Genomic DNA, 12,847 nt, shown 5'->3' with positions numbered 1-12,847 from the left:
CGCAGTTTCGCTCCACGCTTCCTTTCCACACTCGGTCACCCTCATGCAGTTGCGCTTCACTTCGCTCACTGTGGTCAGCTCGCGGCGGGACTTTCACCCACAAGAGTGCGCCCATGCTGGGCGCACAAGAAAGTAGGCACGCCCGGCAGGCGCGCCTTGGGCCGCAGGCCGCCACGCGGCTTGCTGCTCACGTCTATAAGTTTAACAAAAGCAACGATTGAGTCCGTGCGCCAGCGTACAGACTCCCTACATGGCGCGGAACAGGGCCATGAACGGCTGGCTGACGGCCAGCGTTTCCGGCCGCGTGCGCAGGCGCAGCACCCCGCGACCGCTGTCGTCGCGCGCGACCGAGGCAATCGCCTTGACGTTGACAATGGTCGAGCGGTGAATCTGGCGGAACATGGCCGGATCGAGCACCTCGAGCAGTTCGCGGATCGGTTTGCGCAGCAGCGCCTCGCCCTGCGCCGTCATCACCACGGTGTACTTGCTGTCGGCCTGGAAGTAGGCCACATCCTCGACCATAATCAGGCGCGTGTCCGCGCCCGCGCTGGCGGTCAGCCACACCAGCGGCTCGGCCCTGGGCGCCGGCGGCGCCGCCTGCCCCAGCTGGCGCAGCAAGGCGGCCAGCGCGCCGGCGTCCGCCACGCCGCTGGCCAGGCGCGCCCTGACCCGCCGCACCGTGGCCGCCAGGCGCGCAGGCGCCACCGGCTTGAGCAGGTAATCGAGCGCGCCACGCTCGAAGGCGTCGATCGCATACTGGTCGTAGGCGGTCACGAACACCACCTGCGTGGCCGGGCTGACCTCGGCCAGCGCGCCGGCCACCTCCAGCCCGCTCAGTCCCGGCATGCGGATATCGAGAAAGGCCACCTGCGGCCGATGCGCGGCGATCGCTTCGAGCGCGCCGGCGCCATCGTCGCACGCGGCCACGATGCGCAACTCCGGCCAGGCGGCCGCGAGCAGTTGCACCAGCTCGTCGCGCAGCAGCTGTTCATCTTCCGCAATCACACAATCAGTCATGCTTGCGCGCCTCCGTCGTTGCCGGGCCTGTGTACGGCACGCTGATCGTCGCCGCCACCCCGCTCGGATAATTCGATACGATGGTAAAGCCGGCCGCGCTGCCGTAGGCCAGGCGCAGCCGCTCGCGCACATTGCGCAGGCCGATGCCGGTGCCGCCGCCTTCACCCGACAAGCCGCGCCCATCGTCGGCCACCGTCAGCGCCAGCGCGCCATCGTGGACGCGCGCGATGATCCACACCGTGCCGCCGCCCGCCTTCGCTTCCAAGCCATGCTTGATGGCGTTTTCGACCAGGGTCTGCAACATCATGGCGGGAAACGGCGCCGCATGCAACCCGGCGGCCACCTCGACCTGCAAGCGCAGGCGCGGCCCCATCCGGATCACCAGGATGTCGAGGTAGGCGCGGGCGCGCTCGAGCTCCTTGCCCAGGGTCGAGTGCGCATCGTCGGTGCGCGGCAGCGAATTGCGCAGGTAAGCGATCAGGTTGCCCAGCATCTCGTCGGCGCGGGCCGGGTCGCTGCGGGTCAGCAGTTGCGCGCTGGCCAGGGTGTTATACAAAAAATGCGGCTCGACCTGCGCATGCAGCAAGCTCAATTTGGCCACGGTCAGTTCCTTCTCGGTGGCCGTCTGCGCCGCCGCCGCCTGCTCGCTGCGGCGCCGCTCGGCCACCCGGCGCGCCACGGCGCGGCCGATGGCGTCGGCGTTTTCGACATTGGCGCCGGCGTCGACCATGAACCAGTCGGTCCAGGCCCAGCGTTCCGGTTCGCAGATCAGGGTTACGCTGCCGGCGTCGCCATTCGGCGTGACGGTGACGATGACCTGGTTGCCGCTCGGCCCGGCGTGGCCCGTCATCCGCGACAGCCAGCCGCCGCGATAGGGATGCAGGTAACGGATCTTGGCGCGCACCTGCAAGCTGTCGCGCGCGCTGTCGACTTGTTCGGCGCCGGGCAGGTCGCGGATGGCGGCGTCGATGATGTCGAACGTTTCGCCGGCTTCGAACGGCACCTCGATCTGGCGCCGCTGGCGGCTGGACAAGGTGGCGCCGCTCACCTCGCCCGTCAGCAGGCGCACCCGGCGCACGTGCGAAAACGCGTTCACCGCCGCAAACGCCATCGCGCCCAGCACCAGCAGCAGCAGCGCGCCGCCGCTGTCGCGGTCGCTGAGGATGGTCTGCCCGATCGTGATCGCCAGCACCGTGTTGGCGATCGCCCAGGCCAGGGTGATCCGGAAGATAAAAAAGAAACTCGTCATGATCGGCAATCCAGTCAGGGAAAAGTGAAAACGACTATAGCAAGCGTTCGCGGGCAGGCGGCACCGATTCCGACGAAACCGCGCCGGCGCCGACGGACCCCGGCTTTGACCTCCCCGCCGGCCCGGCGCCAGTTTTTCCGGCATGCAAGATAGCACACCGGACAACAGTCGCGCCGCAGTACCATCCGCGCCACTTCGGCGCGGCAATTGCGCAACATTTCAGGGCCGCCTGGCGCACCGCCTTAGATGCATATCAAGCTTTGCCGCAAGGTCGCGCCGGGGTGGTTTTTTGATGGGGAATGGCAGGTACTATTCCCTGGCAGAAAGAGCTTCTGCAAAGAAAAACAACCGACCACAACTTAGGAGCTGGAATGAACACAACGATCCAACAGCAGCGCACCCTGGCCGCCATCGCCATCCTCGTCGCCGGCCTGGGCCTGGGCTTACCTGCACACGCAGCCCAGGCGACGGCGATTGCCGGCGGCACCGTGGTCACCCCACTTGCCATCGCGCCGATGGTCCCGCTGGCCTTCGGCAGCTTTGCCGCCGCCGCCGGCGGCACCATCACCGTCAGCACCAGCGGCGTGCGCACCGTCAACGGCGTGGTGGCGATGAGCGGCTCGGCCACCACGGCCGCCAAGTTCGACATCACTGGCGAACCGAACAGCACTTACACCATCACCCATTCCGGCACGGTCGCGCTGACCAACACCGGCGGCGCCGGCGAAACCATGACGCTGACCAAATTCAGCAACCTGACCGGCGTCGACGCCACCTCGGGCGACGCCACCAGCGGCACCCTATCGGCCGGCGGCGCCCAGTCGCTGTACGTGGGCGGCACCCTGACCGTGGCAGCCAACCAGGTCCCTGGCGTGTATGCCGGCGATGTCATCGCCACCGTTGAATACAACTGACGCGCGCCGCGGCGGCGCGTTGGCGGTGGCGCTGGCCATACTGACAACCGTGCTGGCCGCCATGCCGGCGCGCGCGCAGTTGAACGCCGCTCCCGCCGGCGGCCTGGCCTTCGGCCGCTTCGCCGTCACCTCCGCCGGCAGCGTCAGCGTCGACGCGCACGGCAACCGCGCCTCCGGGGGCGGCGTCGTGCTGCTGCCATCGGCGGCGGCGCCGGCCAGGTTCACCATCAGCGACAGCAAGCCGGCCAACGCCAACCTGGTCTACATCGTCAGCCTGCCGTCCGCCGCCAGCATCAACGCCGGCGCGGCCAGCATGGCGCTGACCGGTTTTACCAGCGCCCCCGCCGGCGGCGGCGTGCTCACCGGCGGCAGCCAGGCACTGTCGATCGGCGCCACGCTGCAGGTGGGCGCCGGCCAAAGCGCCGGCAACTACAGCGGCACCTTCCACATCACCATCGAATACCAATAGCCGATCATCGAACCGCGAGGCCCACCATGCATGCCACTTTTACTTTCCCGCGCGCCGCGCGCCTGCTCGCCGCCACCCTGATGGCCATGCTGCCCTTGCAAGCGATGGCCGGCCTGATGCTCAACCCGACCCGCGTCGTCTTCACCAAAAACCAGCGCGCCGCCCAGGTTGAACTGATCAACAGCGACAGCACTCCCGCCACCTACCGCATCAGCCTCGTCAACCGGCGCATGACCGAGAGCGGCGAATTCACCAACGCCGACACGGCCGGCCCGGACGAGCGCTTCGCCGACGCCATGCTCAGTTTTTCGCCGCGCCAGGTAACCCTGCAGCCGGGCACCGCGCAAGTGGTGCGCGTCATGCTGCGCAAGCCGGAGGCGCTGGCGGCCGGCGAATACCGCTCGCACCTGCACTTCGAAAAACTGGCCGACCGCAGCAGCGCCACCAGTGTCGAACAACAAGGCGCCAACGCGCAGCAGATCGGCGTGGTGCTCAACTCCCTGATCGGCGCCTCGATTCCCGTCATCGTACGGCACCAGACCGAAGGCGCCAGCGTGACCCTAGGCGCGCTGGCGTTGCAGAAGAGCGGCCAGGGCGCGCAACTGGTGTTCCAGATCGCGCGCAGCGGCGACAGCTCGGTGTACGGCGACATCAGCGCCGCCTTTACCCCGCAAGGCGGGGCCGAACAGGTGCTGGCCAGGGCTGCCGGAATAGCGATCTACACCCCCAATCCGATGCGCAAAGCCAGCCTGGCCATGCCGGCCGGCGTCAACCTCGCGCGCGGCACCGTGCACCTGCGCTTTCGCGAACGGGCCGAAGCCGGCGGCGCCCTGCTGGCCGAAGCCACGCTGGCCCTGCCCTGACAGGAGCGCGGCCGCAGTCGCGCCAACGACGTAAGCGCCAGCATGCGATCCCACCGCCCGCGCCGGCGCGCTTGCCGGCTCTGCCTGCTGCGTTTGCTGGCACTGCTGGTACTGGCGCTACCGGCGCCGGCACGCGCCGCCGACGGTCCCGACCTGGTGCTCGAAGTGCGGCTCGGCGAGCACCTGGTCGCCGACGCCATCGGCGCCTACCAGCACGGCGACGACATCCACCTGCCGCTGGGCGAACTTGCGCGCCTGCTCACCATCGCCATCCGCACCGACCCGGCCGAGGGCGTCGCCAGCGGCTACATCCTCGACGAGCAGCGCGGCTTCCGGCTCGACCTGGCGCAGCGCCTGGTCGTCATCGGCGAGCAGCGCACCGGTTTTGAGGCGGCGCGCGTGTTGCGCCACCCCGACGACCTGTACGTCGCCAGCCGCCTGCTGGCGCAATGGCTGCCGCTCGACCTCGAGATCGACATGGCCAGCCTGGTGCTGCGCGTGCGCGCGCGCGAAACACTGCCGCTGCAAGCGCGCCTCGAACGCCAGTCGCGCGCCGGCCCGGCGCGGCGCGCGGACGGCGCGCCCGCCCCCGCCTACCCCCGTCTCGACACGCCCTACGCGCTCGCCGGCGTGCCCTTCATCGACCAGACCATGGCCGCCGACCTGCGACGCGGCGGCAGCACGGTCGGCTACACCGCCTACCTGACCGGCGACCTGGCGGGCATGGAAGCGGCGCTCTACGTCAGTGCCGCCAACAGCGCCGCCGGCGCCGGCGCCAGCGCGCGCATGACCCTGGCCCGCAACGACCCCGACGCCGGCCTGCTCGGCCCCCTGCACGCGCGCACCATCGCGCTTGGCAGCGTGCTCGCCGCCGGCGTGGCCGACATCGCGCACGCCGGTAGCGGGCGCGCCGGCGTGGCCATCTCCAACCGCGCGCTCGGCCAGAGCCCGCGCACCGACCGCCACACGCTGCAAGGCGACCTGCCGCCCGGCTGGGACGTGGAACTGTACTTCAACGACGCCCTGATCGGCTTCCAGCAAGCGCGCCCCGATGGCCGCTACCGCTTCGACGACCAGCCCCTGATCTACGGCAGCAATGAATTCCGCCTGGTGTTCCACGGGCCGCTGGGCCAACTGCGCGTCGAACGCCAGAGTTTCTTGATCGACCAGGCGGCGCTTGCGCCCGGCGCCATCGCCTACAGCGCCAGCGTCCAGGAGGGCCAGCGTGCGCTGGCCCAGGTCGAAGTCGGCGTACTGGCGCAACTGACCGCCAGTGGCGGCGTGGTACGCCTGGCCCTGGACGGCCGCCAGCGGCGCTACGCCAACCTTGGCCTGCACGGCTACTGGCGCGCACTGCTGGCCGACGCCGCGTTCGCGCGCGCCGATGACGGCGGCGCCCTGGCCCGGATCGGCCTCAAGACGCGCATCGGCGGCATGGCGCTCGGCGCCAGCCACGCGCGCCTGGACGGCTTTAGCAGCGAACTGTTTCTGCCCGACGCCGACCCGCTGCGCAGCCGCGACGAAGTACGCCTCGACGGCCTGCTGCCGGGCGACGCACGCACCCCGCTGCCGCTGGCGCTGCAACTGCGGCGCGAACGGCTCGCCTCCGGCGCCACGCGGCACGAAGCCGGCGCGCGCCTGTCCGCCTACAACCGGGGCACCGCCATGAGCGGCAACCTCCACTGGCGCGCCAGCGGCGGCGCGCGCCAGGCCGACGGCAGCCTGCAAGCGAGCCGGCGCGTGGCCGGCGTCGGCATCAGCGGCCAGCTGCACTACGCCATCCTGCCCGACGCCGGCATCTCGTCGCTGGCGCTGGGGGCCGACAAATTCGTCGGCGACGGCTACCTCCTCAACGGCGCCGTCACGCGCACCTTCGCCGACCCGCAGCTGCGCTGGAGCGCCTCGCTCAACAAAGGCGTAGGCAGCCTCGGCATGGGTGTAAGCGCGTTTTACACCAGCCGCGGCGCCTACGGCGGCGGGGTCCAGCTGTTCATGGCGCTCGGCCGGGAACCGCGCAGCGGGCGCTGGCTGCACGACGCCGTGCCGATGGCAGGTGGCGGCGCGGCCTCGGTCCGCGTCTTCCTCGACAAGAACGGCAACGGCGTGATGGATGGCGACGACGAACCGATCAAGGGCGCCGGATTTGCCGTCAACGGCAGCGCCAACGTGGCGCGTACCGGCGACGACGGCGTGGCCTACCTGAACCGGCTGCCGGCGCACCAGCACGCCGACATCGCGATCGACCCCGCCACCCTGGAAGACCCGCAATGGCAGGCGCGCGAAGCGGGGCGGCGGCTGGTTCCGCGACCGGGCAAGGTCAGCCGGCTGGAAGTCGCGGTTGGCGTCACGGGCGAGATCGACGGCACCACCTGGCTGGAGGGTGCGAGCGGCAAGCGCGGGATCGGCGACGTCGAACTCGAACTACTCGACCAGGGCGGCAAAGTGATGGGCAAAACGACCAGCAGCGCGGACGGCTACTACGTGCTCGGCGGCGTCGCGCCGGGAAACTACATCCTGCGCATCGCGCCGGCCCAACTGGCCAGGCTCGGCCTGCAAGACAGCGGCATGCACCTGATCACCATCGACCCCGCCGGCAGCATCGTCAACGGCAAAGACTTCCACGTCACCAAGTAACCCCCTCCAACCGGGGTCTGACCTCTGATTCTAAACATTTCACATTCTTGCGAAAACCCCTTACAACCGGGGTCAGAGCTTTAACTCGCAACATTTCACATTCTTGCAAAACCGGGGGGCCTGAGAGCCCGGTTTCACGACATGCGGCCAATGAATGCACTGGCACCGAAAATGGCATATCCATAGGCAACATTTCTTAACAGCGGTCTGCCTCGGTCAAGAAACAGTTGCCCCCACATTAATCAAACCGAGGCAAGATTTAACAAAATTTCTAGTTAAAGCTCTGACCCTGGTTGGCACGGTTTGGAAATAATTGTCATTCAACATTCAAACCATGGGCTGGATTTAACAAAATTTCGAATCAGAGGTCAGACCCCGGTGGGGCGGGGGTCAGGCGGGCTTGGTTTGGTCGGCGATCCACTGGTCGATGATGTTCGCAAGGACGTCCATCGGCACCGAGCCGTTTTTCAGGATGACGTCGTGGAACGCCGGCAGGGTGAAGCGCTCACCGAGCGCCAGCCGCGCCTTTTCGCGCAGTTCGAGTATCCGCAGCATGCCGAGCATGTAGGCGCAGGCCTGGCCCGGCCACACGACGTAGCGCTCAACCTCGGCCGCGCCAATGCCGTAGTCGATCGCTTGCTGGCGCGTCCAGCCTTTGCTGTGCAAGCCGGTGTCGACCACCAGCCGGCGCGCGCGGAATAGTTCGGACCCAAGCGCACCGAGCAGCCCCGGTACGTCGCCTTCGTACCAGCCCTGCTCCACCGCCAGCCGCTCGGTGTACAGCGCCCACCCTTCGGAGTGCGCGCTGCCGCCGCCAAAAATGCGCTGCGTGCGGAACTTCGGCAGGCCGCCAAGCTCCTGCTGGATCGCGAGCTGGAAGTGGTGTCCCGGCACCGCTTCGTGATACGCCAGGCTGCGCATGCGGATCATGTCGAACGCCGGCCCGCGCAACGGTACCCAGAAGATGCCAGGCAGGCTGCCGTCCGGCGCCGGCACGCTGTAGTGCGCCGAGGCGCTGCCTTCGGTCAGCGCCGGTTCGCGCCGCACTTCCACCGGCGCGCGCGGCATCAGGTTGAATAGTGCGGCGCTGCGTTTTTCCGCATCTTTCACCATGGCGACGTAGCTGGCAAGGATCGCCGCGCGCGGATCGACTCCGGCGGCCGGCTGGAAGGTCTTGTCGAGCGCTTTCATGCGCACGTCGATGCTACCTTCGGTAAACCCCAACTGGCGCAGGTGGCGGTCCATCTCGCCTTCGATGCGCGCCACTTCGCGCAGCCCGATCGCGTGGATCTGCGCCGCGCCCAAGGTGGTGCCGGTGTAGCTGGCCAGTGCATGGCTGTAGGCGGCGGCGCCGTCGGGCAGGCGCGCGATGCCGGCTTCGTCGCCGGTCTTGGGGTGCAGTTCGGCCAGCAGTGCCTTCGTCCTGGCGTAGGCCGGCACAATGCGCTTGCCGACGATCGCCGTGGCCTGGTCGATGGCGGCGGCGCGCGCTTGCGGCGTCAGGTCGGCCAGCGCGGCGCTGCGCTCGGCCAGCGACAGCACCAGCACGTTTTTATCGGCCGCTGGCGTGAGGAAGGCGTCAACCTGCCCCTGCGCGCGTTCGAGGATGAAGCGCGGCGGCAGCATGCCGCGCGCCGCAGCCGCACGCGCACGCGCGCTGGCCTGGTCCATGCGCTCACCGATCTGCGCCAGGCGCGCCAGGTAGCTCTTGACATCGGCCGCGCGCCGCATCGGATGCGCGCTGGTCATGAAGTTGACCAACGCGATATGCGTGCCGCCGAACTGCGAGAACACGAACGCGTGCTCGTCGAAACGCTCGCCGGCCAGATGATTGGCCAGCGACCAGCGCATGGTTTCGGCCGACACGCGGTCGGTCGCATCGAGCGCGCCGGCCAAGAAGCGGTCCAGGCGCGCCACCCCGGCCTTGGCCAGCGCCGTGTAGCGGGCGCGCTGCGCCGGCGTGATCGGGGCGAGCTGGCGGTCCAGCGCCTGCTGTTCGGCGCCGCCGAAGTACTGGTCGACCGTGGCGCGTTGGGGCGACAGGCGCACCCAGTCGGCGGCAAAGCGGTCGGCCCATTTGTCGAAGGCGCTTTCACGGTTCTCCATGCCGGCCGGCGCGCTCGCGCCAGCGGCCGCAAGCACCGGCAAGGCGGCGCCGAGCGACAGTGCCACCAGCGCGGCGGTCAGGCAGGGCGCGGTGGCGCGGCGGAACGGTGTATGCATGCGAAAGTCTCCTGGTGGGTATCATCGGCGTTTTGCCGCGACAGAATTTATCATGGATTCCGACAAGAAACCACCAGCGCGGAAACCAGCGCCGCCCTGGCGTTTCGCCCGTCAATACAGGCCAAACGCCGTGGCCGCACGCGCCGCGGCGACAAACAACGACAATTGCTTACCTTAAGGGACTGGATCGCCAGCCCCGACTGGAGTAGCATGGCGAGCCACGATGCCAGCGCGTCTCGCCGCCTCAACCGGTACAATGCCGCCATCGCCCAGTCATTCGTCAAAGGTCATTGCATGTATATCAAGAATACCGTCATGGCGGTCGCCGCCCTGTTGCTCGCCGCCAGCGCGCAAGCCGAAGTCGCCGTTACCGCCGAAGTCGGCACCACGGGCGTCGGCGCCCATCTGATTTTCCCAATGGAAAAAACCCTGAACGCCCGTTTCGGCGCCAGCTACTTCCAGCACAAGTACAACGATACCGCCAGCACCCTGAGCTACACGATGAAGGCCAAGCTGCAAAATATCGATGTGCTGTTCGACTGGCACCTGATCGATAACAGCCCGTTCCGCCTGACCGGCGGCGTGGTGTACAACGGCAACAAGATCAGCATGGTGGCGCGCCAGGATTCGAACGGCTTTTTCAACATCAACGGCAAGCAATACGCCGCCAGCCAGGTCGGCATCCTCAACGGCGGGATCGAGTACAACAAGGGCGCGCCTTATGTTGGCGTGGGCTGGGGCAATGCCTTGAGCACCGACAAGAAGTGGCAGCTCAGCGCCGACTTGGGCGCGCTGTGGCAAGGTCACCCGAAGGGCCGCTTGACGAATTCGCAATGCACCGCCGCGGCTGCCGCCTGCGCCACCCTGGCGCGCGATGTCGCCACCGAGCGCGTGAAGATGGAAGCCGACGTCGAGGCCTACAAGGTTTATCCGGTCTTGCGCGCCGGTATCAGCTACCGTTTCTGAGCGGCAGGCAACAGGTAAGGAACAGCGCGCCGCGCGGGCGTGGTTTTGGGTAGGATGTCCTTTTTACAAGGGAGTGCGCCATGAAACCACGCTTTCACTCGCTCGCGGCGCTGGCCGCCTGCTGCATGCTCGTACTGGCCACGGCCGCCTGCGGCGACAAGCCGGAACCGACCAAGCCCCAAGTGGCGAGGGCGCCATTGACCCGGTAGGCTTTTGCGCCACGGCAAGCGCCGGACAGAGTAAACTACGCCCTTGTTCTTTCGCTGCAAGGTCGCTTCCCCATGTCTTTTGATTCCCTCGGTCTGATCGATCCCCTCGTGCGCACGCTGGACGCGCTCGGTTACCGCACGCCCACGCCAGTGCAGGCGCAAGCCATTCCCGCCGTGCTGGCCGGGCGCGACATGATGGCCGCCGCCCAGACCGGCACCGGCAAGACCGCCGGCTTCGCCCTGCCCCTGTTGCAGCGCCTGACCTTGCAGGGCCAGGTCGGCGCCAATGCGGTGCGCGTGCTGGTGCTGGTGCCCACGCGCGAACTGGCCGAGCAGGTGCACGAGAGTTTCCGCGCCTACGGGGCCGGCTTGCCGCTGCGTACCCACGTGGCTTACGGCGGCGTGAGCATCAATCCGCAGATGATGAAGCTGCGCAAGGGACTCGACGTGCTGGTGGCCACCCCCGGCCGCCTGCTCGACCTGTACCGCCAGAACGCGCTCAAGTTCGACCAGCTCGAGACCCTGGTGCTCGACGAAGCCGACCGCATGCTCGACCTGGGTTTTTCGCGCGAACTCGACGCCGTGTTCGCCGCCCTGCCGAAAAAACGCCAGACCCTGCTGTTTTCGGCCACGTTTTCGGACGAGATCCGCGCCCTGGCCGGCAAGCTGCTGAGCGACCCTTTGAGCATCGAGGTCAGCCCGCGCAACAGCACCGTCAAGCGTATCCGCCAGTGGGTGGTGCCGGTCGACAAAAAACGCAAGCCGGAACTGTTCTTGTACCTGCTCAACAAGCACCGTTGGGGCCAGGTGCTGGTGTTCGTCAAGACGCGCAAGGGCGTGGACCAGCTGGTCGAGACCTTGCAGGCGCAGGGCGTCGCGGCCGATTCGATTCACGGCGACAAGCCGCAGCCGGCGCGCCTGCGCGCGCTCGAACGCTTCAAGGCCGGCGAAGCGAAGATCCTGGTGGCGACCGACGTGGCCGCGCGCGGGCTCGATATCGACGACTTGCCGCAGGTGGTCAATTTCGACCTGCCGATCGTGGCCGAAGACTACATCCACCGCACCGGCCGCACCGGCCGCGCGGGGGCCTCGGGCGAAGCGGTCTCGCTGGTCTGCGCGGACGAGGTGCAATTACTCGCCGCCATCGAAATCCTGACGAAGCAAACCCTGGAACGCATCGAGGAGCCTGGTTTCTCGCCGGAACACAGGGTGCCGCTCACCAATACCACCGGCGAGGTGCTGAAAAAACCCAAGAAACCCAAGAAAGCCAAGGTCAGCGGCGACGTGTCGACGGTCGACGTGCGTTTCCGCCCGCGCTGAGGCCGGCGCCGCACCATGCGCGGGGGTATGGGTTGCGTTGTTAAGACATGCACAACGCAAATGTGCATAATGCATGCCAGGCCGGGGAAAACACTCATCTGTATCGGGGAAACAGCCCCATCTGTTCCGGTATTCGCCTGTGCGCCGGAGTCGCCGTGGGGTATCATACGGCTCAAGCCACAAACCGTCAGACCCTATGCCCCAGCCTCTCCCCTTCGTTCCGGCAGCCATGCTGAACGTCGCCGCACTCAAGGCAAGCTGCGCAGGATGCAGCATGCATCAGCTGTGCCTACCGATGGGACTCGACAGTGACGATATCACCCGGCTCGACAACATTATCGGCAAGCGCCGCCGCCTGTTGCGCGACGAACGCCTGTACCAGATGGACGAGCCGTTCCGCAACCTGTACGCGATCCGCTTCGGCCACTTCAAGACCTACCAGGTCAATGCCAACGGCGAGCAGCAGATCACCGGTTTCCAGATGGCCGGCGAACTGCTGGGGATGGACGCCATCAGCGGCGACCGCCACCATTGCGACGCGGTCGCGCTCGAAGACAGCGAAGTGTGCGAAATCCCCTTCGTGCGCCTGGAAGAATTGTTCGGCCAGGTGCCGACCCTGCTGCGCCATTTCCACCGCATCATGAGCCAGGAAATCACGCGCGAGCAGAATGTCATGCTGTTGCTGGGAAATATGCGGGCGGAACAGCGCTTTGCCGTATTCCTGGTCAATCTGTCGGCGCGTTATGCGGCGCGCGGTTACTCGGCCACCAGCTTCCAGCTGCGCATGTCGCGCGAAGATATCGGCAATTACCTGGGGCTGACCATCGAAAGCATCAGCCGCCTGCTGTCGCGCTTTAAAAAGCAGAGCTGGATCAGCGTCGACAAGCGCGAACTGACCCTGCTCGACCCGGTCATGCTCAAGGCGCTGGCCGCCGGCACCGAGCAGTGCAGCCCGATGGCGTGAGCCAGGGGCGCTTAGCCAG

At 67.5% G+C, this 12,847-nt stretch carries 11 protein-coding genes; 8 read left to right on the top strand and 3 right to left on the bottom strand.

Translation table 11 applies throughout. The features are described from left to right. Nucleotides 1-246 precede the first annotated feature (246 nt). Both F0185_RS28650 and F0185_RS28645 read right to left on the bottom strand, forming a co-directional pair. On the bottom strand, nucleotides 247-1,017 hold the full coding sequence (locus F0185_RS28650; protein ID WP_167230811.1) for a LytR/AlgR family response regulator transcription factor: 771 nt from the start codon (nucleotides 1,015-1,017) through the stop codon (nucleotides 247-249). Then, the gene (locus F0185_RS28645) at nucleotides 1,010-2,266 is read right to left on the bottom strand and encodes a sensor histidine kinase (RefSeq protein WP_167230808.1); all 1,257 of its coding nucleotides are present in this window, start codon (nucleotides 2,264-2,266) and stop codon (nucleotides 1,010-1,012) included. Before F0185_RS28645 ends, F0185_RS28650 begins: the two co-directional genes overlap by 8 nt. 371 nt (nucleotides 2,267-2,637) lie before the next feature. On the opposite strand from F0185_RS28645, the gene F0185_RS28640 reads away from it, so the two are divergent. The 4 genes from F0185_RS28640 to F0185_RS28625 are packed head-to-tail and all read left to right on the top strand — an operon-like array spanning nucleotide 2,638 to nucleotide 7,146. Beyond that, the gene (locus tag F0185_RS28640) at nucleotides 2,638-3,180 is read left to right on the top strand and encodes a DUF4402 domain-containing protein (protein ID WP_167230805.1); all 543 of its coding nucleotides are present in this window, start codon (nucleotides 2,638-2,640) and stop codon (nucleotides 3,178-3,180) included. After that, the gene (locus F0185_RS28635; protein ID WP_167230802.1) at nucleotides 3,167-3,649 is read left to right on the top strand and encodes a DUF4402 domain-containing protein; all 483 of its coding nucleotides are present in this window, start codon (nucleotides 3,167-3,169) and stop codon (nucleotides 3,647-3,649) included. Before F0185_RS28640 ends, F0185_RS28635 begins: the two co-directional genes overlap by 14 nt. A 26-nt stretch (nucleotides 3,650-3,675) precedes the next feature. Next, the gene (locus tag F0185_RS28630; protein WP_167230799.1) at nucleotides 3,676-4,512 is read left to right on the top strand and encodes a fimbrial biogenesis chaperone; all 837 of its coding nucleotides are present in this window, start codon (nucleotides 3,676-3,678) and stop codon (nucleotides 4,510-4,512) included. 42 nt (nucleotides 4,513-4,554) lie between these two features. Continuing rightward, on the top strand, nucleotides 4,555-7,146 hold the full coding sequence (locus F0185_RS28625; RefSeq protein ID WP_167230796.1) for a hypothetical protein: 2,592 nt from the start codon (nucleotides 4,555-4,557) through the stop codon (nucleotides 7,144-7,146). A 390-nt stretch (nucleotides 7,147-7,536) separates the two neighbouring features. Here F0185_RS28625 and F0185_RS28620 read toward each other — a convergent pair whose 3' ends face one another. Next, the gene (locus F0185_RS28620; RefSeq protein ID WP_167230793.1) at nucleotides 7,537-9,369 is read right to left on the bottom strand and encodes a DUF885 domain-containing protein; all 1,833 of its coding nucleotides are present in this window, start codon (nucleotides 9,367-9,369) and stop codon (nucleotides 7,537-7,539) included. 294 nt (nucleotides 9,370-9,663) lie between these two features. Here F0185_RS28620 and F0185_RS28615 point away from each other — a divergent pair, with 294 nt between their 5' ends. From F0185_RS28615 to fnr, 4 genes are all read left to right on the top strand, one after another. Further along, nucleotides 9,664-10,335 carry a hypothetical protein gene (locus F0185_RS28615; protein ID WP_166892284.1) on the top strand — a complete coding sequence of 224 codons (672 nt, stop codon included), beginning with the start codon at nucleotides 9,664-9,666 and terminating at the stop codon, nucleotides 10,333-10,335. A gap of 80 nt (nucleotides 10,336-10,415) precedes the next feature. Continuing rightward, nucleotides 10,416-10,544 (top strand): hypothetical protein, encoded by a 129-nt coding sequence (locus F0185_RS35235; RefSeq protein WP_267876030.1) that lies wholly within the window; start codon nucleotides 10,416-10,418, stop codon nucleotides 10,542-10,544. 72 nt (nucleotides 10,545-10,616) lie between these two features. Then, a complete protein-coding gene (rhlE1, locus tag F0185_RS28610) occupies nucleotides 10,617-11,864 on the top strand; it encodes an RNA helicase RhlE1 (protein ID WP_167230790.1) in 1,248 nt (415 codons plus the stop codon). 196 nt (nucleotides 11,865-12,060) lie between these two features. Then, on the top strand, nucleotides 12,061-12,828 hold the full coding sequence (fnr, locus tag F0185_RS28605) for a fumarate/nitrate reduction transcriptional regulator Fnr (protein WP_167230787.1): 768 nt from the start codon (nucleotides 12,061-12,063) through the stop codon (nucleotides 12,826-12,828). Nucleotides 12,829-12,847 lie beyond the last annotated feature (19 nt).

It is taken from the genome of Massilia rubra (genome assembly GCF_011682065.1).
GTDB lineage: Bacteria > Pseudomonadota > Gammaproteobacteria > Burkholderiales > Burkholderiaceae_D > Telluria_A > Telluria_A rubra.
Note: the sequence above shows the minus strand (reverse complement) of the source record. Positions and strands in the feature narration are given on the sequence as shown.

What these genes read in the sequence shown, in the direction of transcription:
- F0185_RS28650 (WP_167230811.1), bottom strand. Translation starts at nt 1,017, where the DNA reads ATGACTGATTGTGTGATTGCGGAAGATGAACAGCTGCTGCGCGACGAG.
- F0185_RS28645 (WP_167230808.1), bottom strand. Translation starts at nt 2,266, where the DNA reads ATGACGAGTTTCTTTTTTATCTTCCGGATCACCCTGGCCTGGGCGATC.
- F0185_RS28640 (WP_167230805.1), top strand. Translation starts at nt 2,638, where the DNA reads ATGAACACAACGATCCAACAGCAGCGCACCCTGGCCGCCATCGCCATC.
- F0185_RS28630 (WP_167230799.1), top strand. Translation starts at nt 3,676, where the DNA reads ATGCATGCCACTTTTACTTTCCCGCGCGCCGCGCGCCTGCTCGCCGCC.
- F0185_RS28625 (WP_167230796.1), top strand. Translation starts at nt 4,555, where the DNA reads ATGCGATCCCACCGCCCGCGCCGGCGCGCTTGCCGGCTCTGCCTGCTG.
- F0185_RS28620 (WP_167230793.1), bottom strand. Translation starts at nt 9,369, where the DNA reads ATGCATACACCGTTCCGCCGCGCCACCGCGCCCTGCCTGACCGCCGCG.
- F0185_RS28615 (WP_166892284.1), top strand. Translation starts at nt 9,664, where the DNA reads ATGTATATCAAGAATACCGTCATGGCGGTCGCCGCCCTGTTGCTCGCC.
- F0185_RS35235 (WP_267876030.1), top strand. Translation starts at nt 10,416, where the DNA reads ATGAAACCACGCTTTCACTCGCTCGCGGCGCTGGCCGCCTGCTGCATG.
- rhlE1 (WP_167230790.1), top strand. Translation starts at nt 10,617, where the DNA reads ATGTCTTTTGATTCCCTCGGTCTGATCGATCCCCTCGTGCGCACGCTG.
- fnr (WP_167230787.1), top strand. Translation starts at nt 12,061, where the DNA reads ATGCCCCAGCCTCTCCCCTTCGTTCCGGCAGCCATGCTGAACGTCGCC.